Annotated in this window: 24 protein-coding genes and 1 tRNA gene; 8 read left to right on the top strand and 17 right to left on the bottom strand. The window is 34.6% G+C overall.

Annotation, left to right across the window (positions count from 1 at the left end; all coding sequences use genetic code 11):
* Positions 1-7: 7 nt before the first annotated feature.
* The 3 genes from hemB (at position 8) to J3U37_RS00695 (ending at position 3,093) form a co-directional block, all read left to right on the top strand.
* The gene (hemB, locus tag J3U37_RS00705) at positions 8-1,018 is read left to right on the top strand and encodes a porphobilinogen synthase (protein ID WP_267329921.1); all 1,011 of its coding nucleotides are present in this window, start codon (positions 8-10) and stop codon (positions 1,016-1,018) included.
* Positions 1,019-1,324: 306 nt separating this feature from the next.
* Positions 1,325-2,095: a hypothetical protein gene (locus J3U37_RS00700; RefSeq protein WP_267372975.1), complete on the top strand. Its 771-nt coding sequence runs from the start codon at positions 1,325-1,327 to the stop codon at positions 2,093-2,095.
* 101 nt (positions 2,096-2,196) lie between these two features.
* The gene (locus tag J3U37_RS00695) at positions 2,197-3,093 is read left to right on the top strand and encodes a hypothetical protein (protein WP_220218048.1); all 897 of its coding nucleotides are present in this window, start codon (positions 2,197-2,199) and stop codon (positions 3,091-3,093) included.
* A 31-nt stretch (positions 3,094-3,124) separates the two neighbouring features.
* On the opposite strand, the gene nudC is transcribed toward J3U37_RS00695, so the two are convergent.
* The 6 genes from nudC to epmB form a co-directional block, all read right to left on the bottom strand.
* Positions 3,125-3,928, bottom strand: coding sequence for an NAD(+) diphosphatase (nudC, locus tag J3U37_RS00690; RefSeq protein ID WP_220218049.1), 804 nt, complete (start codon positions 3,926-3,928; stop codon positions 3,125-3,127).
* 66 nt (positions 3,929-3,994) lie between these two features.
* Positions 3,995-5,623, bottom strand: a complete 1,629-nt coding sequence (gene yidC, locus J3U37_RS00685; RefSeq protein ID WP_220218050.1) for a membrane protein insertase YidC — start codon at positions 5,621-5,623, stop codon at positions 3,995-3,997.
* Positions 5,623-5,865: a membrane protein insertion efficiency factor YidD gene (gene yidD, locus J3U37_RS00680; RefSeq protein ID WP_267373211.1), complete on the bottom strand. Its 243-nt coding sequence runs from the start codon at positions 5,863-5,865 to the stop codon at positions 5,623-5,625. The genes yidC and yidD overlap by 1 nt, the downstream gene beginning before the upstream one ends.
* 47 nt (positions 5,866-5,912) lie before the next feature.
* Positions 5,913-6,269 (bottom strand): ribonuclease P protein component, encoded by a 357-nt coding sequence (gene rnpA, locus J3U37_RS00675; protein WP_255556127.1) that lies wholly within the window; start codon positions 6,267-6,269, stop codon positions 5,913-5,915.
* Between the two features lie 11 nt (positions 6,270-6,280).
* Complete coding sequence (gene rpmH / locus J3U37_RS00670) at positions 6,281-6,421, bottom strand: 50S ribosomal protein L34 (RefSeq protein ID WP_034944344.1); 141 nt, start codon at positions 6,419-6,421, stop codon at positions 6,281-6,283.
* A 304-nt stretch (positions 6,422-6,725) separates the two neighbouring features.
* Complete coding sequence (epmB, locus tag J3U37_RS00665; protein WP_267372974.1) at positions 6,726-7,751, bottom strand: EF-P beta-lysylation protein EpmB; 1,026 nt, start codon at positions 7,749-7,751, stop codon at positions 6,726-6,728.
* Between the two features lie 32 nt (positions 7,752-7,783).
* Between epmB and efp the strand changes: the two genes are divergently transcribed.
* The gene (efp, locus tag J3U37_RS00660; protein WP_034882790.1) at positions 7,784-8,350 is read left to right on the top strand and encodes an elongation factor P; all 567 of its coding nucleotides are present in this window, start codon (positions 7,784-7,786) and stop codon (positions 8,348-8,350) included.
* Between the two features lie 114 nt (positions 8,351-8,464).
* Here the strand turns inward: efp and trmL are convergent, their stop codons facing one another.
* The 4 genes from trmL to thiI form a co-directional block, all read right to left on the bottom strand.
* Complete coding sequence (gene trmL / locus J3U37_RS00655; protein WP_324170073.1) at positions 8,465-8,950, bottom strand: tRNA (uridine(34)/cytosine(34)/5-carboxymethylaminomethyluridine(34)-2'-O)-methyltransferase TrmL; 486 nt, start codon at positions 8,948-8,950, stop codon at positions 8,465-8,467.
* A gap of 19 nt (positions 8,951-8,969) precedes the next feature.
* Complete coding sequence (cpxA, locus tag J3U37_RS00650) at positions 8,970-10,346, bottom strand: envelope stress sensor histidine kinase CpxA (RefSeq protein WP_267373207.1); 1,377 nt, start codon at positions 10,344-10,346, stop codon at positions 8,970-8,972.
* Positions 10,347-10,384: 38 nt separating this feature from the next.
* Positions 10,385-11,095 carry a response regulator gene (locus tag J3U37_RS00645; RefSeq protein WP_220218055.1) on the bottom strand — a complete coding sequence of 237 codons (711 nt, stop codon included), beginning with the start codon at positions 11,093-11,095 and terminating at the stop codon, positions 10,385-10,387.
* A 126-nt stretch (positions 11,096-11,221) separates the two neighbouring features.
* Positions 11,222-12,670: a tRNA uracil 4-sulfurtransferase ThiI gene (gene thiI, locus J3U37_RS00640; protein WP_220218056.1), complete on the bottom strand. Its 1,449-nt coding sequence runs from the start codon at positions 12,668-12,670 to the stop codon at positions 11,222-11,224.
* Between the two features lie 177 nt (positions 12,671-12,847).
* Between thiI and secG the strand changes: the two genes are divergently transcribed.
* The 4 genes from secG (at position 12,848) to J3U37_RS00620 (ending at position 14,755) form a co-directional block, all read left to right on the top strand.
* Positions 12,848-13,222: a preprotein translocase subunit SecG gene (gene secG / locus J3U37_RS00635; protein WP_220218057.1), complete on the top strand. Its 375-nt coding sequence runs from the start codon at positions 12,848-12,850 to the stop codon at positions 13,220-13,222.
* An 8-nt stretch (positions 13,223-13,230) separates the two neighbouring features.
* A tRNA-Leu gene (locus J3U37_RS00630) sits at positions 13,231-13,315 on the top strand.
* Between the two features lie 609 nt (positions 13,316-13,924).
* Positions 13,925-14,185 (top strand): EexN family lipoprotein, encoded by a 261-nt coding sequence (locus tag J3U37_RS00625; protein ID WP_267329916.1) that lies wholly within the window; start codon positions 13,925-13,927, stop codon positions 14,183-14,185.
* 198 nt (positions 14,186-14,383) lie between these two features.
* Positions 14,384-14,755, top strand: a complete 372-nt coding sequence (locus tag J3U37_RS00620) for a hypothetical protein (protein WP_267372973.1) — start codon at positions 14,384-14,386, stop codon at positions 14,753-14,755.
* A 295-nt stretch (positions 14,756-15,050) separates the two neighbouring features.
* Here J3U37_RS00620 and J3U37_RS00615 read toward each other — a convergent pair whose 3' ends face one another.
* The 7 genes from J3U37_RS00615 to J3U37_RS00585 are packed head-to-tail and all read right to left on the bottom strand — an operon-like array spanning position 15,051 to position 25,259.
* The gene (locus tag J3U37_RS00615) at positions 15,051-16,289 is read right to left on the bottom strand and encodes a hypothetical protein (protein ID WP_267372972.1); all 1,239 of its coding nucleotides are present in this window, start codon (positions 16,287-16,289) and stop codon (positions 15,051-15,053) included.
* On the bottom strand, positions 16,289-16,561 hold the full coding sequence (locus J3U37_RS00610; protein ID WP_220218061.1) for a PAAR domain-containing protein: 273 nt from the start codon (positions 16,559-16,561) through the stop codon (positions 16,289-16,291). The genes J3U37_RS00615 and J3U37_RS00610 overlap by 1 nt, the downstream gene beginning before the upstream one ends.
* A 23-nt stretch (positions 16,562-16,584) precedes the next feature.
* Positions 16,585-17,406 (bottom strand): DUF6708 domain-containing protein, encoded by an 822-nt coding sequence (locus J3U37_RS00605; protein ID WP_220218062.1) that lies wholly within the window; start codon positions 17,404-17,406, stop codon positions 16,585-16,587.
* Positions 17,406-18,239, bottom strand: coding sequence for a DUF6708 domain-containing protein (locus J3U37_RS00600; protein WP_267372971.1), 834 nt, complete (start codon positions 18,237-18,239; stop codon positions 17,406-17,408). Before J3U37_RS00600 ends, J3U37_RS00605 begins: the two co-directional genes overlap by 1 nt.
* A gap of 25 nt (positions 18,240-18,264) precedes the next feature.
* On the bottom strand, positions 18,265-21,951 hold the full coding sequence (locus J3U37_RS00595; protein ID WP_267372970.1) for a toxin VasX: 3,687 nt from the start codon (positions 21,949-21,951) through the stop codon (positions 18,265-18,267).
* 15 nt (positions 21,952-21,966) lie between these two features.
* A complete protein-coding gene (locus J3U37_RS00590) occupies positions 21,967-22,848 on the bottom strand; it encodes a hypothetical protein (RefSeq protein ID WP_267372969.1) in 882 nt (293 codons plus the stop codon).
* Positions 22,848-25,259: a type VI secretion system Vgr family protein gene (locus tag J3U37_RS00585; protein WP_267372968.1), complete on the bottom strand. Its 2,412-nt coding sequence runs from the start codon at positions 25,257-25,259 to the stop codon at positions 22,848-22,850. Before J3U37_RS00585 ends, J3U37_RS00590 begins: the two co-directional genes overlap by 1 nt.
* Positions 25,260-25,282 lie beyond the last annotated feature (23 nt).

Below are 25,282 nucleotides of genomic sequence, written 5' to 3'. Positions count from 1 at the left end.
GTGTTTTATGTCATTATTTTTTACCGGTCAATACCCTCAACGCCGCTTACGTCGCAATCGAGCACATGATTTTAGCCGCCGTCTAGTTGCTCAAAATCATTTAACAGTTAATGATTTAATTTACCCTGTCTTTATTGTTGAAGGTAAAAACATAACTCAATCTGTTTCCTCAATGCCTAATGTTAATCGCATGAGTATCGATGTATTATTAAAAGAAGCAGAAGAAGTGGTTAAATTAGGCATACCTGTTTTAGCGTTATTTCCGGCTATCGATGCATCAAAAAAATCATTATTGGCGCAAGAAGCTTATAACGAAAATGGCTTAGTTCCCCGAGCAATTAGCGCCCTAAAAAAAGCCTTTCCCCAACTAGGCATTTTATCCGATGTTGCGCTCGATCCTTATACTACACATGGGCAAGATGGCATTATTGACGATCAAGGCTATGTTCTAAACGATATTTCAGTCGAAACGTTGATTAAGCAAGCCTTAGTTCAAGCGCAAGCTGGCGTCGATATTATTGCACCTAGCGATATGATGGATGGTCGCATCGGCGCTATACGTAATGCGCTTGAATCGCATGGATTTGTGAATACCCAAATTATGGCATATTCAGCCAAATATGCATCAAGCTTTTATGGCCCTTTCCGTGACGCAGTCGGATCAGCATCGAATATAAAAGGTGGCAATAAAAAAACTTACCAACTCGATCCCGCTAACAGTGATGAAGCACTACAAGAAATTTATCAAGACTTGAGCGAAGGCGCGGATATGGTAATGGTTAAACCAGGGCTGCCTTATCTTGATATTGTCACGAAAGTTAAACAAACTTTTGCCGTACCTACCTTTGCTTATCAAGTATCCGGTGAATACGCTATGCTCAAAGCTGCCATTGAAAATGGTTGGTTAGATGAAAAATCGACTATCATGGAATCGTTACTATGCTTTAAACGAGCGGGCGCTGATGGCGTGCTAACCTATTTTGCCAAACAAGCAGCCCAGTGGTTACAAAACCCATAATATCATCAAGTTATAAACTAAAATCGACTGGCTAAAACCCTGTCGATTTTTTACATAAATTAACTAAATTTGTCTAAAAAGTGTTTATTATTTATGATTAAATTTTAGACTGACCATTATTAACATTATCCATTCAACATTTTTAAATAAATAACCCACCAATAGCTGCCCTAAAAGTCAAATTAGTTAATGACCTAAATTTAATAACGATCTGGCAGTTCTAAATGTAAAAAAGTTTCAGTAAAACTATATGTTTGTGTAAAAATCTGATAATATTTACAAAGTTAAGCGATTTGGGAGTAGAAAATGATATATGAACTTGTTCCAATTGAATTGCATGATGAACTGAATAAATTTCGTCATGATTTAGAAAAAATGGCTTCACAACATATAGAAGTTTGTCCTTTTTGCCAACAAAATGAATTCTATCTGATTCGTTCAAAACCAACAAATACCTATCGTTGCAAAGCTTGTGACAAATATTTCAATGTAGCATCTAACACCTCTTTTAATCGATTATCACCATTTGATTGGTTAGAAACGATATTTACTAGCCGTATAGCGAACAAAAGTTACCAAACTATTGCAAAAAAATTAGGCTGTACGTTAGAAAAAGTCATGCGGCGAGATCAAGCTATTGTTGATCATTTGAAGTCTTACTATCCATTACTAAACAAATGGTATACCGGTGCAAAACAATTAAAAATCACCCCGACACTTACCAAACAACATCAAACACTGATTGAAAAAGTCACGTCTTTATTAAATGAACAATCGCCAGTTTGTTTATATTGTAGTTCAACAGAAACAACCAAAGTTGGTAAACGCACTTGTTATCGTTGTAAGCGTTGCCGACGTAGCTTTAACATTTTAAGTGACACAATTCTTAATCGTCTTCCTAAGTCTGAACTATGGATTGAATTTATTAATTTGGTTGTTTCCGGAAAAAATAATATGCAAATCCAAACTGAATTAGGTTTTAATGGTAATACAGTAAATCATTGGCGAAACGCATGGTGTGAAATGATGAAACGTTGGAACTTAGAAGATTTGGCAAATTGGTGTCAATGCCATTAATAAATGCCATTAATAGAAGTAACATAATAGTGAACTAGGTAAAAAATCTACGTTTAATCACATTCATTTTCTTACAATAACATGAAATAGAAGCCTAAATTATGAATAAATCATTATTTTATTTATCAATATGTTCATTAAGCTTTTTATTAGTATTAACAGGATGTGATGAAGAACAGTCATCCCAGATAGCATCTTCATCTCAAACAAACAACAACCAAAATAATAATTTAAATGTTGATAGCCTAAGTTCAGACACGTTTGATGAAGAGGTTCAATCCCTGTCATACTTACCTGTTACAATAATCAATAGTTATCTTTTCCATAATGAACCGGAATTACTACCAAATCATAAATTAATTAAACAACAAAAAATTGAAGGAGCATCAGATAAGCTCATCAATTATAATGAACAAGGTTATGTTGCTAATTATGATTTAGAAGGTTTTTATGGCGAACTCGATTATAAGAACGCTAAATATTTTTACGGAACAAAAGAAAACCGCAATGATTATAAAATCACATTTGATGCCAGCAAAAATATACTCGGTATGAAAAATAGCAAAGGCGATATTGTTGCAAGAAATGAATTTGATGAAGATGGTCGTTTGGTTGAAATGACACTATCGCATTTTGCAGAAAATAATGTCATTTTTAATAGTAAAATTGTTTATGACCAATATGATCGCGTTGAGCTAGTTTTATACAGCGCATATGTGCCAGTTGATAATAAAGTCAATTTCCCTATTTTGCTACAAGAGAAAACTTTAGTTTATAGTAATATTAATCAGTTAGAAAAATCGATTACAAAAACATTTAAACTTTCATCAAGTGGTGAAATTATTGTAAACGATAAAAATGAACAAGAAGTTGAAATCAATGAAACTTGTTCATATTCTGATTATACCGTCTATAGCGACTGGACTAAGGCCGTTTGTGTAACAACCGGTGATGAATCAAAAACAACAAATTTAATCCGAACTATCGACTATCAGTAAACAAATTCGGCTATTAATTTCGTGAATATGATTAGTCTTCACCAAACTCATCATATTCACGGCATAATACAATCGTATCTTCAATTAAGCGCCTTGCTATCGTCCCATACTCTGGAATTTTAGGTAACTGAGAATAATGGAACCAATCAGCTTGTACTAACTCATTTTTGTCGATACAGATTTCACCGCTCTCGTAATCAGCCAAATAAGCCATCATTAGTGAATTAGGAAATGGCCAAGGTTGCGATCCTACATACCGGATATTTTTAATTTTGATTTTTGACTCTTCATATACTTCACGTTCAACAGCATTTTCCATTGTTTCACCTATTTCAGTAAAACCCGCTAAAACCGTATATAAGTCATCTTGATTATGTCTGACATGCTTAGCCAATAAAATTTTATTTTGATGTCGGATTGCAACAATAATAGAAGGTGATATCTGAGGATAATAACGTTCTTTGCAGTTATGGCACAAACAACACCATTCTGAACTACTAATATACATTTGATGACCACAATAGCCACAATATTTGTGGGAGCGATAAAACTCAGCCAATTGCACCGCTCGACCGGCCATATTAAATAGCGATTGATCAGTTTTATTAAGCAGTGGACGTATGACACTCATCGAGCTTTTCATTTCATGACAAATCAGCCAAGCAGTTTGACCATTCCATTCGCCAATTGGCTGAGCTAATTGGTTAGTAAAACCAAACTCTTTAGCATAACCCGTTGGCACTTCGCCATTAGGTAACCACAATCGTCCATTGGCGCTGACAAACCAGTATCCGGTTTCATTGCCGGTTAAATTAAATTGTTGCTGTATATTCATTTCCATTCTTACCTAAAAGCAAAACAAAAAAGGAGGGTTTAACACCTCCTTTTTCTAATACAATTTCTATTTCTTTTTCTTTTCGTGAAGTCCCTTTTTCTCAAGCTCCCAGTAGATAATACGTTGCTGAGCAATGGTAAATAAATTACTCACGATATAGTATAAAACCAGACCTGACGGGAACCATAAGAAGAACACAGTGAAAATTAACGGCATAAAAGTCATTAATTTTTGTTGTAATGGATCTGTGACCGCTGTTGGTGACATCTTCTGTATTAAGAACATCGTCGCACCCATTAATAACGGGAATATATAATAAGGATCTTGCGCTGACAAGTCATGAATCCATAACGCAAATGGTGCATGACGAAGTTCAACGGTATTACCTAACATATAAAATAGCGATAAGAAGATAGGCATTTGAATAATCAATGGCAAACAACCACCCAAAGGATTAACCTTCTCTTGCTTATAAAGAGCCATTGTTTCCATACTCATCTTCTGTCTATCATCACCATAACGCTCTTTTAATGCTTGTAAACGAGGTTGTAATAACTTCATTTTAGCCATTGAACGATATTGCGCACGTGTTAACGGGAATAAAATTCCACGCACAATAAAGGTAATAATAATAATCGACACACCCCAGTTACTGACAAAACCTTGAATAAATTTCAATAAGTAAAATAGCGGTTGTGACAAGAACCATAACCAACCATAATCAACAATCAAATCAAGATGATTTGCCGTTTCTTTCAATTGACTTTGGATTTCCGGACCTAACCATAGCTTAGCGCCAATTGATTGGCTAGCACCTGCAGGGATAACAGTTGATTGACCTTTGAAACCAATAGTTGCTTGAGTATTTTTAGCAGTTACACGTGAATAAAAAAGGTTATTTTGATCTTGTGTCGGCACCCATGCTGAAGCAAAATAGTGTTGCAACATAGCAATCCAACCAGTTTGCGTTTCTACCGCTAATGCTTTATCTTTAATATCATCAAAACTATATTTGCTATAATTTGTACTTGAGCTTGAATATGCAGTTCCACGGAATGCGCTTAATCCAAGTCCGCCCCCACCTTCAGTGACAGCATCTTCTGGTAATTTGATAGTTTGTTTCAATTGACCATACATCGCGACATCAATCGGCCCATTACTTTGGTTATTGATATCATATTGCACATCAATAGCATAGTTACCACGTTGTAAAATGTAGTATTTAGTATAAGTAATGCCATTAATCTGATAAGTTAACGGAACACGTAATTCATTTTGTCCGTCAGCTAACACATATTCTGTTTGCGCAGTTTGGTATACCGGACGTTTCGCATCTTGAATAGCGTTATCAGGTCCGTCTTTACCTGTTAAACCACTTTCAGCAATATAAACAAAATCAGGACGAGATGTTAATAATTGGAAAGGTGTACCTGAATGAAGCGTTTGATCATATTTCAATAATTGTGCTGCTTGAACATCACCACCATAAGTATTAATTGTGAGTAACAATACGTCAGACTTAATGGTAATGGTTTTACCTAAAGCTAAATTGCCTGTTGAATCATCATCACTTATTTGTTGAGTCATTTGGTTAGTCATTGGTGGTTTAGGTGCATGATCATCCACCCATGCCTTCCAAATTAAAAAAGAGACAAAAAGTAAAGCAATGACTAAGATATTACGTTGAGATCCCATTAATGTTTTTCTCTATTGGTTTTAGTTTTTGGAGGAACAAAATCTTCTCCTCCTTCATGTAAAGGATGACATTTTAATACACGTTTGACCGTTAGCCAACCACCTTTTACTAATCCAAAGCGTCGTAGTGCAATTATTGCATACTGAGAGCAAGTAGGTGTGAAGCGACATTTAGGACCAAACAACGGGCTTATAATCCGTTGATAAGCGCGAACAAATAAAATAAAAAAATTAATTATCAATGATTTAGCCGCATAGACATGCTGTTTGATAATCAATTTAAGTTTATTCAAACTTTTTGTTTGGCGATAATTCGTTGGCATAATTTATCTAATGTTGCAACTAACTGTTTATTATCCAATTCGATAACAGAATGTTTAGCCATTAAAATAAAATCAATATTAGGAAGCTGATGTTGATGAAGACGAAAATATTCTTTCGTTAAACGCTTAATACGGTTGCGCTCATGTGCACGCTTAACCTGTTTTTTTGCTATAGCAAATCCTAAACGAGGATGATCTAAATCATTTATTCGTGCAACTAATGTAAGAAAGGGTGAGCCAGCTCTAACGGACTCTTGAAAGACATAATTGAAATCAAAGGGAGTTAACAAACGTAACTCCCGAGGAAAAGTGAAATTAATCACTCAACTTAAAATCAGCTAGCAACAGTTAAACGAGCACGGCCTTTAGCACGACGGCGAGCAAGAACTTGACGACCGTTTTTAGTTGCCATACGAGCACGGAAACCGTGAGTTCTATTGCGTTTTAATACTGATGGTTGAAATGTGCGTTTCATGACGATTTATATCCAAATCTAATTTATCAACAGGTTGCAGAGTAAAAACTCTACATCATTAATTAAAGAGGTCGGAATTATAGAAGCTATTTTATTTTTCGTCAATGAGATTTTCAAAGTTAAGTGTAACAGATACGATATAAAATTTATTTATAGCACAATAATATAAAAACTGACGATTGAATAATACCTAATCAATAAATGTCGGTAAGTGCTAACCTGCATGGACGATCAGCAGCGCGACAATTGAACAAATCATCATCCAATCAACACCAGATTATTTGATACCATAAGTAAAACAAAATCAATCAGCAACAGCAAGTACCCGCTTACTTTTTTCTCCACCAATCTCACGAGCCAGTTTTGGCACTAAATAACCGGATACTTTTTCAGCAAGCTGTTTCATCAATTGTTTGGCGGTTTTATCATCAACGAAAAAATGTGCAGCGCCTTGAACTTTATCAAGCAGATGAATGTAATAAGGTAAAATACCGCTATCAAACAGCTTATTACTTAATTGGGCTAAAATCTCAACATTATCATTAATATTTTTTAACATCACGCTTTGATTAAGCACTAATACATTACTTTGTTTTAATTGCCAAATCGCACGGGTAACTTCATTATCAATCTCATTGGGGTGATTAATATGTGTAACCACAATTATCTGTAATCGACTTTGCGCAAATAATCGAGATAATTGTTGGGTTATTCTTGACGGAATCACTACTGCCAAACGAGTATGAATGCGTAACCGCTTGATATGTGGAATCTTTTCTAATTCACTTATCAAAAATGCGATCTCATTATCTTTCGCCATTAATGGATCGCCGCCCGATAAAATAATCTCATCGAGTTCAGGATGAGTGGCAATATAGTTAAGCGCTATATTTAAGTTTTTTTTGCTGCTCTGGTTTTCATGATAAGGAAAGTGACGTCTAAAACAGTAACGGCAATTGATCGCACAAGCGGTTTTAGTTATTAACAGTGCTCGATTATGATATTTATGCAGTAATCCCGGGATTGCATTATTTTGCTCTTGTAACGGATCATCACTGTATCCCGCGACTTGCAACATTTCGTTATCATCACAAAGCACCTGCAACAAAAGAGGATCATGACTATCGCCCTTTTTCATACGATTAATAAAAGCTAAAGGCACACGCAGCGGGAATTGTTTCTTTGCTTGTAACATAGACAAAGAAATCGTATCAGGATCTAAATCTAAACAACGATAGAGGGTTTTAATATCCGTCACAACGTTGGCAAGATCAAAAATCCATGCTTCTTTATTTGGTTGTTCAACTTTTTGCTGTATAATGTGGCTCATTTTTGTAATTCAGAATGATAGTTGGAGCTTTTATGGCATCTTATAGTACTAATGAGTTTAAAGCCGGTCTTAAAATAATGCAAGATGGCGAGCCGTGTGTAATTGTTGAAAATGAGTTTTATAAACCAGGTAAAGGGCAAGCAATTAACCGCGTTAAAATTAAAAAATTACTTTCAGGTAAAACTGTTGATAAAACATTCAAATCAGGTGAATCTGTTGAAGCTGCTGATGTTGTTGATATGAATTTAACTTACTTGTATACCGACGGTGAGTTCTGGCATTTTATGAACAACGATACTTTTGAGCAACTTTCTGCCGATGCAAAAGCAGTTGGTGATAATGCTAAATGGTTAGTCGATCAAGCTGAATGTATTTTAACATTATGGAATGGTCAACCGATTGCTGTTACGCCACCAAACTTTGTTGAACTTGAAGTTATTGAAACAGATCCGGGCTTGAAAGGTGATACAGCCGGAACTGGTGGTAAACCCGCTACACTTTCAACCGGTGCCGTTGTACGTGTTCCACTATTTGTACAAATTGGTGAAGTGCTTAAAGTTGATACACGTTCAGGTGAATACGTTTCACGTGTAAAATAAACGTGTTTATTATCAATATCACGCTTATTGCACGACAAAAAGAGAGGAATTGACTTACCTCTCTTTTTGTTATCTAACTGCTATCTATTATTGACCTAAAAATATCAAAGCTATTTACTTAGCCCCGGCATAATTAAGCTGACGCCAAGATTCATATACAACTACCGCTACTGAATTGGATAAGTTCATACTACGACTGGTTGCTAACATAGGAATGCGGATTTTATTATCCTGTGGTAACGCATCGAGTATTGCAGCTGGTAGACCTCGTGTTTCAGGCCCAAACATTAAAAAATCATTTGATTGATAATTCACGGCACTATGCGGCTTTTGACCTTTTGTAGTCAATGCATAAACCTGTTTAGTCAAATCCAATTGATTAGCATCTAAGAACTGTTCAAGATTTTTGTAACGTTTGACATTGACAAATTCTTGATAATCCAGCCCTGCTCGCCGTAGTTTTTTATCATCCCAATAAAATCCCATTGGCTCAATAATATGCAAATTATATCCTGTATTAGCACACAGACGAATAATATTGCCAGTGTTCGCTGGAATCTCTGGCTCAAACAGTACAATATTCAATGCGGAATTTGACACAATGACTACTCTTTATTTTTTAATGTTTTTGACTTGTCGGTAATACTATCACAATTCTCAGCCCACCTAAGTGACTTTTCTGTGCTTTAACAGTTCCGTGATCGCGAGTGATCGCATTCGCTACAATGGCTAATCCTAGTCCGGTACCGCCCGTCTGGCGATCTCGTGCTTCACTGGTTCGATAAAAAGGTCTGAAAATTTGTTCTAATTCGTTATCAGCCACACCGGGACCATCATCATCAATGGTAATTGTCATTTGTTGTGGTTGTTGACTAAAATTAATCACAATTTGGTGTTTAGAATAACGAAATGCATTGCGAATAACGTTTTCCAGTGCGCTACATAAAGCAGTCGGATAACACAACACAACATGATTAGTTGGCGGATTTTGAATTAAAAATGTTTTGCCAATTTGCTCCGCTTCAAACGTAGCATTATCTAATACATTTTTAAATAAAACATTTAATTTTTGATAGTTGCGAACTTCATTATTATCATATTGATGACGGGCTAAAGAGAGCAACTCACCAATCATTGCATCAAGTTTTAATGCTTCATCATTAATACGAATCACTTCATTACTTTCGCCCTGTTTGCGGCGTAATAATGATGTGGCTAATTGCAAACGAGTCAAAGGCGTGCGTAATTCATGAGAAATATCAGAAAACAAGCGTTGTTGTAACTCCTGCATCCGTTTTAATTCCCTTAACATATGATTAAAACTCGCTCCGGTTGCTTTATACTCATAAGATCCGATTTTTTCTAACTCAGGCCATTGTTGCAAATTCCCTTTGGCAACTTGTTCGGCTGCCAGTTTTAAACCACGTGCAGGTTTTGCAATACTCCAAGATAACCAAAGCAAAAAAGGAGAGCTGGCTAACATTGTTAGTGTTAATAATAAAAAGGGATGATCAAAGATTAAGTTAACAAATTGAGATTGAATATCTGATGCTGGTTGCAATAAGTATAATTGGTAATCTTCATTAGCATAATGAATCAGAAAAGGGCCTATAATCTCTTGAGATTCGTAAATTTTCTTTGCCGGATCAGCGACATTATTAGATTTTTCACTAAAGTTTCTAACTAAATCAATATTTTTAGTATCAGCGGTAATTATTTGTTTGTTGGGTGTGAAAATGAATAAAAATTGCCCGGGTTTTTGGTGACCGTCCATCACCACGATAAAACGCATCCACCAACGAAAACTATCTTTAGGTACATTTGAAAGCTCTTTTTCTATTTGATTAGCAAGCACATTGCCTGCTTCTTTATCTTTATTTGCTAAATAAGTTAAATTTCGAGCGTCAAGATTAGGCAAAGCCATAATCAACATTAGAAAAAAAGCGATAGTAAGTAAAAATATTGTGAAAATTCTAATAGTTAACCTGTCAAAAATCCACATATAATTTTACCTTTATAAGATGTATTCGACCCTTAATGTACATTATCATTTTGATCGACAACAAACAGGTAGCCTTTCGATCTCAATGTTTTTATCCAGGGTAACCCATCACTGCGTGGTGGCAATTTTTTTCTCAAATTAGACACATGAACATCAATTGAACGAGCCAGCGGAATAAACTCTTTACCAAGTACAGTTTCACTTAAAGTATCTCGGGAAATTGTTTGACCAGCACTTTCAAGCAGTTTAAGTAATACTTGGAACTCAGTACCCGTTAATTCGAGATACTGGTCATCAAAAAAAGCAGTTTGTTGCTTTCGATTAACCGTTAGTTTATCAATAGTAAGTTGAAGCGGTTTTTCTTCACTTTCTTCTGAGTTATCCCAACGGGTTCTTCGTAGCAAGGCATTGATTCGAGCAACCAACTCTCTATCATTAAAAGGTTTAAGAATATAATCATCAGCCCCTAACTCAAGTCCAATCACCTTATCAAATTCGTCGTCTTTAGCTGTCAGAAAAATAACCGGAACAGTAAAGTCATTTCTTAATTTAGATAACATACTAAGCCCGTTCATCTCCGGCATCATTATATCGAGCAATATAAGATCAATGGTACTATCGAATTTTTCTAAAGCTTGTACTCCATTATTTGCTGTTTCAACGTCAAAACCTTCTAATTCAAGTAATTCACGTAATAATGAGGCTATCTCAGGATCATCATCAACTACAAGTAATTTACTCATTGCCTTCCTCTTTAACTTAATTAAATCATTAATTTGTAATTATTTTGATTATAAAAAATATCTGATCTTATCAAATCATGATTATAAAAGCCAAATACTACCAATATCATAACTATTTGTTAAGTATTATATTTTAAAAATTTTCACATTCGAAAACCCTTGCTCAATCAGATAGAGTGCTTGTAACTTGCTCATAACGCCTTTAGCACAATAAAGAAGATATTGTTTTGATTGATCTAAATCGCCAAATTGTGTAGCCAATTTATAAAATGGAATGACTTTAATATCAACATTATTTAATTCCAGCGGTTTATCTTCCTGCTCTTCCGGCGCACGAATATCAATTACAATTTGATTATCACCCAATGAAGTCACAGTATCAACTTGAATAACCGTGTTACTTGCTTGTTTGGCAATTTCACGAATATCAATATTTTCTGCCTCTTCCACTGCTTTATCTAAAATTGAGAAATCAAAATTAAGCTCTTGTTCCTCTATTTTTTCTTTAACGGCTTTGACCGTTGGACTTTTCGAAATTACACCACAAAATTCTGGCATGGTTTTAGCAATATCTTCAGTCCCTATCTGACGAGCCAGATTAATAATCGTTTCTTTATCATGAGTAATTAGCGGACGTAAAATTAAGGTATCACTCACATTGTCAATCAAACGTAAATTAGTCAACGTTTGACTTGAAACCTGACCTAGTGCTTCACCGGTTACAAGTGCTTGAACATTATATCGTTGAGCGATTTTGGAAGCGGCACGTATCATCATCCGTTTTAAAATAACGCCCATTTGGCCATCCTCGATTTTTTCAAGAATTTCACCAACAACATCTGAAAAATCGATCGCAATAAAACGCACTTTATGAGAACTACCAAAGCGCTCCCATAAATAATGTGCCATCTGCTTAACACCAATTTCATGGGTTTTACCGCCCAAATTAAAAAAGCAGTAGTGAACCCGGCTTCCCCGTCTAATTAGCTTATAACTCGATACACCAGAATCAAATCCGCCGGATATAAGAGAAAGTACATCTTCTTGTGTACCTGTTGGAAAGCCACCTATCCCAGCATGACGCTCTTTTACCAGCAATAATACATCTTTCTCTATTTCTAAATTAACAGTAACCTCAGGGCGGGTTAATTTGACTTTAGATGAGGCAACAAACTGATTAAGCCCACCGCCCACATAACGTTCAACATCGATTGAAGAGAAATCGTGCTTACCTCGGCGTTTAACACGTACACAAAAGGTTTTATTTTCAATTAAAGGCGCATAATGCTCACGAGCTTTTTCATAGATATCGTGCATATCAACAAAAGAGTGCTCTTGAACAACCAAAATATGATGGATACCAGGAATACGGGTGAGTAATTGTAAAATCTGAGTTTCGCTATTTACAACTTTAGGGCGTACTTCAATAAAATCCCAATGACGTATAACAGCGACATCTTCGATATGATGTTTTAAGATATTACGAATATTGCTGGTCAATATTTTTATAAAACGTAATCGAACAGATTCACTTTTAATGGTAATCTCAGGAAAAAGCTTAACAATGAATTTCATACAACTAAATTTACTAGAATAAAAATGGCGACATTATACTGGTTTTTCCTTAAAAACGAACAATTGATTACGATAAATACAGAAAATCACAAAATCTTCTTGCTTGTTGCTCACTCTTTCGCTAATATTTCGCATCAATAAATTCTGTTGTATAACTTATAAAATTGACAGGTTGAAATGTATAAACTTTTAATTCTAGGTTATTTACTTATCGCTGTTGTGATAATCGTTTTAGTGCTAATACAGCGCGGTAAAGGTGCCGACATGGGTTCATCTTTTGGTGCTGGAGCATCTGCGACGTTGTTTGGCTCATCAGGTAGTGGGAACTTTTTAACACGTTCTACAACCATACTTGGGGTTTTGTTTTTTATACTAAGTATCGTTTTATCGAATCTTGGTAGTCGTAGTGCTATAAATTCTAGCGATGAATTTACAAATTTCGATGATATACCGCCTGCAACGACTCAACAAAACACAGGTGAAACCGCACCGACAACAGATCCTGTTATACAACCGGAATCGGTAAATCCTACATCGGATATTCCTGAATAAATAACGGCGCCGTGGTGGTGAAATTGGTAGACACGCTATCTTGAGGGGGTAGTGCTTCACGGCGTGCGGGTTCAAGTCCCGCCCACGGCACCAAATCAATATTCAGAAATATTCTTTCAATTCCTTAAAATCATATCAAATTAAAAAAGCTAAGGCGCAAAGCCTGATTTGTTATTTTCAAAATATCCAATAAGCATATTTATAACCGCATGTTTTTGCTATATGCTTCGAATATATCTATATTCTCTATACCTAACTAGGACTACCACTATTGCAAATGCGCAAAATTAAGCTAGTGAACTGTTAACACCACTACGCACATCCTATTTGATTTACATTTTCAATAATTAAAAGTATCCCCTCCTCTAATGAGAGAGCGTCTTTTTACAAAAAATACTTTTTTATTAATGTAACTACATCTGACTGATTAGGATTATAATTTTGTCAGTACATAAAAAAGCAATGGTACTATATAGCTTGAGAATTTAGAAATACGTTAGGAAAGAATGAAGCAAAAAATCAAAAGATTAATCGTTATTTTCAAGGTATACCAAACATAAGGTTAATTGTATTGATTAAACAATCAATAGATGATGAAATAGACTGTAATATTAAACATAATAGAAGTCATCCAGCCAATAAAAACAGTTCTGAGTTTGTCAGATTGGCGATGATTGAGAACCTGAATAGAGATATTAATACATGAAAAAATTTAATTTATTTTTAGTAATGAGTATTTTTCTTATTGGGTGTGGTGAAAAAATATATTCAGTTGAAGAATTCATAAATGACCGTCAATTGAGAAATAAATATTTAAAAAAATGTTTAGATGAACAAGGAATATTTCGTTCTAGAAATTGTAAAAATCTTTCAAAGGCTTTTTTTAGCTCTGAAATAAAAATTTTTCCAGATACTTATGAAGAATGGAAAGAATGGTTAAATGAATATGATTCAGAAAAATAAAAATTAAATATAAAAAATTCGAAGGAAACATTTTATTGGTTAGATCACGAAAAGTATGATAATTCACTTAAAGCACTAGATTTATATCAATAATGCGATTTAATAGTGACAAGAATGGATATATTGAATTATACCTAACAAGAAAACTTCAGTGAATATATATCGCCATGCGTGGCAGCAATAAAAGATAACTCTATTTTGAATATTGAATCAGATTGTAAGAATTCAGAGTTATATTACCCTAGCCCTGTTAAATTGTTAGATTATTCTGATTTAGGGGCTGAATTTTTATCACATCCAATCCCTTCAATGAAAAAAAAGACATATAATAAAGCGTTTTTATCGGCAACGCTTTTTCTTGATAAGTATCGCGAATGGCTTAACAGTCAAGATGAGTGCCCAACATTTTGGGATTATATTGATGAGCAGCAAAGATTCCATTGCGAGGATTATGGAACTGCTTTTTTAAAAATTGATTTATCGGCAACGGATAAAAACTATTATGGAATAATTAACGCAGGCGCTAGTAGTCATGAGGGAAAATTGAAATTTAAGCCCTACAAAAAATAACACTTTAATTGATATGAGTTGGATTTACAAAAAACGAAAAGCGGAACTCATCAAGTTATCACAAAACTACAAGCTTCAGTTATGAGGTTAACAAGCATAAAGATCTAACAAATCTATTAAAGCAATTTTAATGCCCTAGCAATAGGGCATTCTATTCAAACATTAAATAATTATTTCAGCGCTATCTATCACACAATTAGAATAGATAGAGCACAAGCAAAAGGCTTGTAAAAAAAATTATCCCCACTTGGGTTTACATTTTAGTTAACTTTCAAATTTACCTATCTGAAAAATGTTAAACATTTCTATTATTGTTACTGTTTCTATTACTTTGTTGTAAACAAGAAACAGCAGAAGCGGTAACTTCTGGTTTGCCTATTACTATCAATTGGTTATTTTTAGACAAAAATGCATTTTCAATTGCTAAAGACAAACCTAACCAATAGGAACAAAGCCCCGCATACCCAAAAGCACCTTCAATATTCATAAGATTCTTTGGCTTAAATTCAATTTGATTAAAATGATTAACAATATTATTTTTCAACTCAGAAGATACACCGTTATACCACATGGTATCATAACTTGTATTGTCAGTACTACCCCATAATAGCGCATTGTTGATAGTTTGATTTAAAGATGAAGTTTGTTCACTACGATGCACTTTAACTAATGTTGGTTCTCGGTGCAATAACAATTTAGGGTTCACTTTTTCACCCGCTAAAAAAAACCATGCAGCAAATTCACCTTCATTTTTTGTAGGAATATCGAACAAGTGTAGGGTTAGTATTAAGAGTAAATCGTTACTATATTCCTCATTATCTAACCATGATTCTATAAATGTATTCGAATTACCTGGCTCATCAAATATAATGCTAGCCGGATAAGGAATAACCGTTCCGATTGTTTCAGCCCATAAAGTCTTTAATCTATCTACTTCTGCACTTTTACCTAATTCAATAAACAAACGAACGTGAATATTTTTATGTGATAATAGGTTAGAAAATTGATTTTTGATATCTTTTTTCCATTGATTAAATAGAGAAGCTAAATATCCATTAATATCATTGATATCAATTTCGCTATTGAAAAATAAAGAAGTATGAGGAATAACAGCTGCGCAAGTAGGATATGGCTTTGAAGTTATTAAAAAACTGTTATTGATTAAAGCAGCCGCATTCCCCTGCCTTCCTCTTTCCGTTGTAAGAGAATACCCCAAAACATATAGCCCTTGTTGGCCTTTATCTATCAGTTCCTGCCTACGCTGTTGTTGAAATAAATTCAATTCTTGATGATAAGTCTTGCGATATTTATAGACAAAAAAACAACATACAAATAGCACACTCCAAATAAGAACAGGAAAACCAACTACACCGGATAAAAAAAGCTCATTTGGCATACTATGAAAAAAACTTAGCGTACCGGTTATAATAAATCCCAACAAAATAAATATAATTAGCAATAGTCCCCACAACCACAAATTCAATTTTTTAACTTTGGGCGCCGACTTTGTAAATGATGATAAATCTATAGACATTATCCTATTCCTACTTCTGATAATGAAGAAATTAAGGAACAACCACATGCACTTTTATGTCCATCTAATGCAACTTGTTTACCTTGGTCAGTAAAAGCTGTCTGACCTTCAATAATAGGATTAACGCCATGACCTTTAATAGGGCAAGAAACTAAATCACCCACCCGTGCAACAGGTTTACCTAAAACTGTCATTGTGGATGAAGCTGTAATTACTGTACCACCGTGATCTGTCGAATCCCCTAATCGAATAATTCCTTTTAAACTTATCATTTTTATTTCCTGCTTATTAATACTTAATTTTTATACTCACCATTGATCCGGTTATAATCTTCAAGTGAACTGGCTTTAGATTTCTTATCTATTTCTTCTGGCCAATTAACTTTTATTGGCCATGAAAATTCTTCCTCTGGCATGAATTCCGCATCCAAATTATTATCTGAAAATGCCATATAACTATTTATCCACATCCATTCGTCATAATATAAACTGTTATGAGTAGACAAAATAAAATGATCGACTATATGGTTACTATTTGGTTCACATACCACACATTCGATACGATAAGTTCTAACCATACCACCACTGGCTAAAGACATAGATACTGAAGTCATTACACCTTGAATATCTATCCAATCAAACTCTTTAATAGTTATCTCTTTGGCTCTAAAAGGTGAACGAAGAAAGGTAGACCATGAACCAAAATATAATAAGAAATGATCATAAATATAAACCTTACCCGTCTTACGATTTAAACGAATTGGGAAATCTGTAGGAGCGAAAAAAATATTTAAAGACATTGAAAGAAAAAAATGAATAATAAATATTGCAACAAAACCACATGGTAAAAACATGAGACTATATTCTTCACCGACAACAATATCACGTATTACCATGTATAATCCAAAAGTCGATATTAAAATTATTCCGGAAGCAATAGTTATCATAAGTAGACGAAGTAAAGGGTTCATTCCAGTTAATCGCCTAGAGAATTCACAATAATCATCATTTGCATAACGTAATCTTTCATTATTACCTAAATGCAATTGTGTTGTATAAATCCCTTTATACAAATCCTCGCGCCAGCATGATAATTGTGGTTGGTACTTTGACGGCATTAATCTTCCTTAATTTTTTTATATTCATCATCAATTCGTTGATATTCTTCAAGTGAGCTGGCTTTAGATTTTTTATCTATTTCTTCTGGCCAGTTAATTTTTATTGGCCATGAAAATTCTTCCTCTGGCATAAATTCCGCATCCAAATTATTATCTGAAAATGCCATATAACTATTTATCCACATCCATACGTCGTAATTCAAAGCGCTACCTGTATCCAATAAAAAATGGTCGATAACATAAGTAGTATTAGGTTCGCATACTACGCACTCTATACGGTAATTTCTAACCATACCTCCACTGGCAATCGGTGCAGAAACAGAGGTCATTACGCCTTGAATATCTTTCCAATTAAACTCTTTAACGGTTATTTCTTTAGCTCTAAAAGGTGAACGTATAAAGGTTGACCATGAACCAAGATATAAGATGAAATGATCATAAATATAAACTTTACCGGTTTTACGATTGAAGCGAATAGGGCAATCAAAAGGAGAAAATACAAAATTCAACAAGATTTGAGAAAAAGCCTGAAGGCATATTATTAATATGAAGATAAAAAATGTAAATAATACTTTATTTTCATCAATGAATAACAAAAAGTATATTAGCATTCCTAATATACCAATCCCTATACCTAACAATACAACGGAAAAAAAAATAATACTTGATCGGGTTATTGTTCTCATTCCAACTGTTTGTCTTGAAAATTCACAATAATCATCGTTAGCATAACGCAATTTTTTGTTATTTGTTAAAGCCAATTTAGTTGTATAGACACCTTTACGCAAATCTTCGCGCCAGCATGATAATTGAGGTTGATATTTTGAGTGCATTTCTATTTCTCCTTTTTTAATTCTTTTAATCAATAATATGTTCAATACGTAATGGTGATTTTGCGTCTTTTCCTTGCCAATAATGTAATATTCCTATGACCTTTCTTGCTTTAGACTGTAATTCAGCAACTTTTTGATCTACTACCAAGGTTGATAAATCAGTTTGCTTGTTAATGGGGTCTGAGATAATTGGATAAGCTTTCGATTCCACCCAGCGTACTTGGTTATGATCACATTGATTAGATTCTATCTCAACTTGCAAATATTGATTGTCTTTACCTTGCTGGATTTTGACTCTACCTGATTGGCCACTATTGTCAGTTACAGAGACCAGACAAGTGTAACGACTTTGCGCATCAAAATTGGGCAGTTTGAGATGTACATGCAGCCCACCAGTATATAATAAAATAGAGTTTTCATCAGAATCAGATCGTATATCTTCAATAAATAGCCCTATATCATTTGAGTTATAATTTAAAGCTAAATAAACTCCTGAAAGATAGGCAAAATAGTCATTTAACACCATACTAGTACCAACAGCTGTAAGAGGATAAGGTACTCCTTTTTCTTGATGTTTTTGTTGACCAAAGTAGCAACGGTTAAACCAAATTTCCATAGGTGACCAACGATCTGCTTCAGAACCAATATAAATTAAAATAGCACCAATAACGGCAATCACGATAGCAAGACACGCAAACGGCAGTATAAGAGATCCACTAGCACCAATATAAGATAAATATCCGGAACCCATTGTCAGAAAACCACCAAAGACCAAATAAGCTGCATCTGAACTGTCCCCATTTTTCCCGTAACAATATCCTTTATAAATACTTGCCACACCCTCAAATATCGTGATAATTGCTAAGGCTCTTCCCGTTATTGTTAAAAATTTGTCACAGTTTGGTATCATTGTATTAAAAATATTTATTTTTGGTAGAGTACCGACTAATTTAATTGTATAAGCTACAACTTCAGCTGATATTAATGATAAAATTACACAGGATTTGGCGATATCAGCTTGAATTTGTTCTTTTACTTCTTGCCGCAAATCATTCCCTTGTTCGTTTAGCATTTGCATATTTTCACCGACTAAATAGCCTTGCAGAAAAATCATTAACGCATTAATAGCTACATTTTTAGTAGAATCAAAACGAATTCTTTTTCGGTGTTGAGAAATCGCTGCTTCAAGATCAGCTATCGTTAATTCTCCGCTAAATTGGTGAGCGTGCTTGATTTCAGCCCCTAACACTTTTTTGATTTTAGCAAGTGTTGTTTCTTTCAAGTTCCCCCCCTTTTTTAAAGTATTAATCATTTCATCCATTGAAGCAATATCATCTGCCACAATCATAAATTCCATATTTACAGTTTTTTCAAGCTGTGATTTAGTCATTTCGCTTTCGAATTGCCAGCGCTTATCAGTATCAGATACTCTTGATAGTTCATACAGTTTGGAATTTTTTTCGATACTGACAGATGATACATCCGAATTATCCATTAAAAATTCATAAACTTTGGGCAAATTTTTAATTCTTACCGGCACTTTCATCACCCTATGCTCCACACCGGAATAAATTTTAAGTTGTTCTAAGCTTTGCTCTTTCATTAATACTTGATTAATTAGCTTAGCGTTTTGAACTCGATTAGCAAAAGCGGCTGTTTTCCAATCAAACAATTCTTCCATTCTCTCAACAAAAAGGGTTGTATTTTTAGCATCAATCGGAAGATCCATAACATCATTTATAGTGCTAACTACATCATATAAACTACTTACGTTACTATTTTTATTTGCAGAATTTTGATTTTGCTGCATTTCATCGATTCGTTGTTTTAGCAGCAATTCATAAAGATTATTATCCTGACCTTTTAACACATAAAAGTAGATCGAGTTCTCATCCCTAAATAAGCTGTCCCATAAACCAAACTGTTCCGGTAAATTTGCCATGGAAATATTCCCTTGAAGCATAGTGATAATATCTTCCATATAGCCTAGGTGATCTTTAGAATAGTCGTTTTCTTGTTCATATTTCCAAAACTCAACTTGATTATAGTCAGTCAGTTCAGAAGGTGCATATTGAGAAGGTTTATCTTTGGAACCAAAAAGCCATGTCACATATATTAAATAATCGATAGATATTTTACGGATATCTTCGATGATTTCTTTAAATTTTTGATTATCATCCTTACAAAATTGCTCTAGTTTTTTTAAGTCTAATCGCGCTTCAAGTTTAGCCCATTCTTTGTCGAAGTTTGATTGTATTATGCCTTCTTTAGACAACAAAAATCGGTGAACATCATCATATTTAATAGTGTAATGATTTTTCTGCTTTAATAATGATGTTTTTTCTTCATCGGATAAGGCAATTTCTTTCCAACCTTGTGATTTCAACTGTCGAAGCCTATTAAAGTATGATTCCCATGCGAGAGCTGATTCAGGAGTTGCGGCTATTATTGGTTGAAATAAATCTTCACATTGCGATTCATCATATGCACCGGTTAATTCATTTTCTTTATTTATTTTATTAGCAAAATGATTTTTTAATCCCTTTTTGTAACTCTCTATACAAGAGACAATCCTACGTTTGTAAGCTCGCTCTCTGGAAAAGTATTCATGAATATATTTTTGATCATGTTCATTAGGTTTAAGTGGAACTGATATTGTTTGCGCTTGTGATGTGTCACTTTGATCGTTATCAATGTTTTGAGTAAATATGCTTTCGAAATAACCTTTAGCATAAGGAAATAAGTCTTGACTTTTATCAGGCGAGGTTAACCACTCGTCTGAAGGAGTAAAATCAGCTATTTTTTCATTGAAGGCATCGGTTAATTCTTTTTCTATTGCTCGTTCGTGCTCTAAAAATGCATTATTGATTGGATCAAAATTTCTTAAGCGTTGAGCATTAAGCTCTTCGGCTATGCCAAAAGTGTCTTCTAAAACAATACAACCTATTTTACATTGATATTTTTCTTCCATTGTTTCCGACACCTGTTTTATTGCTGCTAAATCATCTTTATGCGAATAGTCATAAAATTCGTGAGCGCTCGGAAATCTGACATCAAAATCCTTTTTTTGGAATATAAATTCAGGCAAATAAGGGGCAGAATTATTGTTTAATAAATCGCTGAAAGCAAAACTTCGCCCTTCGGTTAATAAAGTTGGATCTTTACGAGTATTGTCATTTACAGTGACTTTGGTAAAACGTTTTAAGTTAGCTTCGGGAGAACGATAATAATCTTCCACATTTTTTGACCATGCACGGCGACTATAGGCTATCCATACCGTAGAATTTAAAATATCAACATTGGCAAAAATGGCCGGAACATAGTGGTTTATTGCTGTACACTGTTCAGCAAGATCTTCAATTTCATGCTTTTTCATATAATAAATGGAGCGATGTCGTAATGCGCCTTTTGAAGTCACTTCATAGCCAAGTAATTTTCTTTCACCATCTTTTTCCATTAATACATAAACATAACCTTTACGTAACATTCTTAGTGCATACTTATGTTGTTTTAATTGTGCAGAAGGTTGCCTACCCGTTAATTGGGGTACACCTTCTGACCAGTCTTTACTTGTATCAATCCTTGGGTTAATTACCGATTGGCGAACTAAAAAAAATGGCATGCCGTTACGTTGACAAGTTCCGCACCCGTTTTTTGTCATACCTGAAGCATTCTTGGCTTCTCCCAAAATATTAATATCGAACTTTTCCATAAAGTATTCCTTACATTATTCTGCTATGTCTATTTCACTTAAATAATTCGCTAAAGTGCCAGGCTCTTCTTTCGCTTTTTCGATTGCATCTTTTAGTTTTGTTTGCTTAGATAAGTTTGGATAACTTATCAACGCTAACGCTAAAGAAAATCTGTCGTAAGTATCCTCAAGTCCCGATATTTTTGCTGTCTTATAAAATTCAGCTAATTGTATAATGTCATCATCTGTTACATTTTTATTTTTTCTCTCACATAAATTTTTCCATGCGATAGCTAAATGATATAAATTGCTTGATTCTTTCAAATAGAATTTAACTTCTTCGGTAACAAAAATATCTTGTGGTTTCGGGGTGTAGGTTAATGATTGGATTACATATAAATGATTGGTAAATGAGGTAAAACAATATGTACTACAGCAACCGAATAAAGTTGATAACCACTCAGGACAAATTTTGTTACCTTCTAGCATCAGAAATGTCTTGAATGGTTCATAAAATGGTACAAAATTGGTTTGAATTAATTTCGCTAACTTTAATCCTATATTAATCAATTGTTCGCTTAACTTTTTCGGATCATTTTTACTGACAATACACGCCGAAATATAGCGTTTTTCAATCGATCCATCGTCCAGCATTTCATTACTAATATGGTGCAATAATTTTTTGTTTATAGGTTCATTGGGTTTCGCAATAACAACAAGTTTAGGGCAATGAGCCAAGTCGTGCGCAAGATCAGTTCTTGGCACCACTTCGACAGCTTCCTTTCCTAAATTTTCTTGCAAACTTTGAATCGATAATATATGAAAATAGCTAAGAGATACTAAATTATCAATGAGTAAATATCGATATTGTTTCCGTGCGTCTGGGTTATCTAATAAGTTTAATAATTGTTTTTCCATTATGCTGATTCCGAACAATTTTTCCCTTCAGGTAATTTAACTTTTGGTACATCATAAGTTGATGGGCTAAATACGCCAAAACTTGCCGCTTCTACTTTTACATCCCCCGGAGCGAGTATCTTTACTCCACCACCTTCAATGATAATAGCAGCCCCATTACATTCTAAGGTGAGCTTTTTCTTGGCTGATATGATTACTTCACTGTCAGTACTAGTGATTTTCATGTCTTGCTTAGAGCTTAATAACATTTCATTATTCTGTGCTTGTAAATCGACATTACCTTTTGAGGCTGTGATTTTTATGCCCAATTTATTAGCAAATAAACTTATTGTGTTGCCAGCCGTTACGATAAAACGTTTAAAGGCGCTGACATCAATATTATTTTGTGCGGTTTGGATGATATTCTCACCTGCGGTGTGTTGAATTGAGTTTGGTGTCACATCAGCCATGCCTGCAGGTGCATAAGTGAGAATACCGGGTTGTTTTAATTGTTTTAAACTTTGTTCAAATAGCTGTTTTTGAACTTGTAGATCCGCAAGCTCAGTTTTAGCTGCTTGAGCAAGTTCATTGAGCCTTTTTACCATTTCACAGGCTTGCGCGAGCTCTTTTACAGCATTGTCCATTTGCAACTGCAAACCACCAGCTTGTGTCTGTTCTTCACTGGTGATATATAGGCCTTTACCCGCTCTTATAGCCCCCCAGTCATCGGTGCGAAGTTCTACCCCTTCGCCTCGTTTTTCTTTATTTTTATTTACTAAATGCCCAATGTTAAGCTGAGTTTTACCGTATTCAGTGGCAAGTTTTATATGCTCTTGATCACGTTTGTCATCCATCCGTAATTTGTTATTGGCAGGAGTACGAATCACGTTTCGATGTTTGTTAAAAGCAGAAACATGATCAGGATGAGCACTATCGTGCATGGCATGAGCAATATATGGCCGATCAGGGTTACTGTCTGTAAAAGCAATAGCAACTTCGGTGCCATCTATTAAGGGAAAGTGGAAACCATATGTGTCCCCAGCATAAGGTTTGGCAAGCCGAACCCATAAACTTTCATTGCCTTTTTTCCAGTTTTTTAAATCAAAATTAAATTTTACCCGGTAGCGTCCTTGGGTATCGATATAGCCATAGATATCATTGTCGGGGCTTGTTACTCGTGCGGGTAATGTTCCACCAATTTGTGGATATGCAATTGGTATTGGACGATACGGTTTTAATACATTAAACGGAATGGCGGTAAAACTAAGTTCATAAGCATCGGTGCGATTCCCTTTACCCGTTACACTTAAAACGATGATACCTTCATCTATATTGGTTAACTGATTATCAGTAATACGAATCACTTGACCGGGTTCTAAATTATAACGATTAGTTTTACCGGTAATAACTATCTGCTTACTTATTGCATATTCGTGGCGAATACGTGCATACCAACTGCCACTTTCAGCGGTAATATTATTATCTTGATTACTCGAATTAGAACTATTTAAATTTTTATGATTTTCACCATAACGATAGTTAGTACCATAAGTTGTATGGTCGTCAGGTTGTGAGTTTTCTGAGGTGAGTAAATCGGTTCGTGCTTTTCGATAGTTGTAATCCTGCACTTGTACCGACGACTCGACCATCTGACTTTGCATAGAAAGATCCCAGACACTTTCTGTTTTGCCGTCATGCGTGCCGCTTGGTAGTTTGTAATCAATCTCTGCAACGTGTTCAAATCCTTGTTCATAATCACTAATGACCATGACCTCGCAATCATGTTCAGCATGGCTTTCGAAACGGAACCATATTCCAACATCAGCCATCAATCTTTGGATAAATTCAAGATCACTTTCTTGCCATTGGGTGATAAATTCTCTTGTTGGATATTGTTCCTTCAGTTCCAGCCGATAGTCTATGCCAGTAAATTCATGGCTTCTAAGTACCTCTTCAACGACGCTAACAACATTTTGATTTTGAAATATTGCGCAATTTCGATTAAGCCTTAATCTGGCAACTCTTGGAGATAATACAACTTGATAATGCGCTTCGTCTTTATTGACCGATATTTGACTAAATTCAGTGATGATCCCATAAATCTTACGGCCATTGTCATCATCTATAAAATCCCCTAAAGCTCGTAAAGCGGCATTTAAACTTAACGCTTCGCTCATAACCGGATTGAATGAAAACGATGCCTTTTTATTTAAAAAGCTATCAACTGATATTGTTTTATCGACACTGGTAAAAGTAATAGTATAACGCCATGGGTGGTTTAGTTGTTCTTCACCGGTAACATTCAAAATAGAAATGGGAGAATTGAGCTCATCGACTGTTAATGTATACCTATTATGGCTAATAGAAGCGATTGATTGGTTTATTAAGCTATGACCGATTTGGTCAATAATTTTATTTATTCCTTTTGCCATTATTTAATCCTTTAATTCACTTT

This window comes from Gilliamella sp. B3172, assembly GCF_026536465.1.
Classification (GTDB): Bacteria; Pseudomonadota; Gammaproteobacteria; order Enterobacterales; family Orbaceae; genus Gilliamella.
Note: the sequence above shows the minus strand (reverse complement) of the source record. Positions and strands in the feature narration are given on the sequence as shown.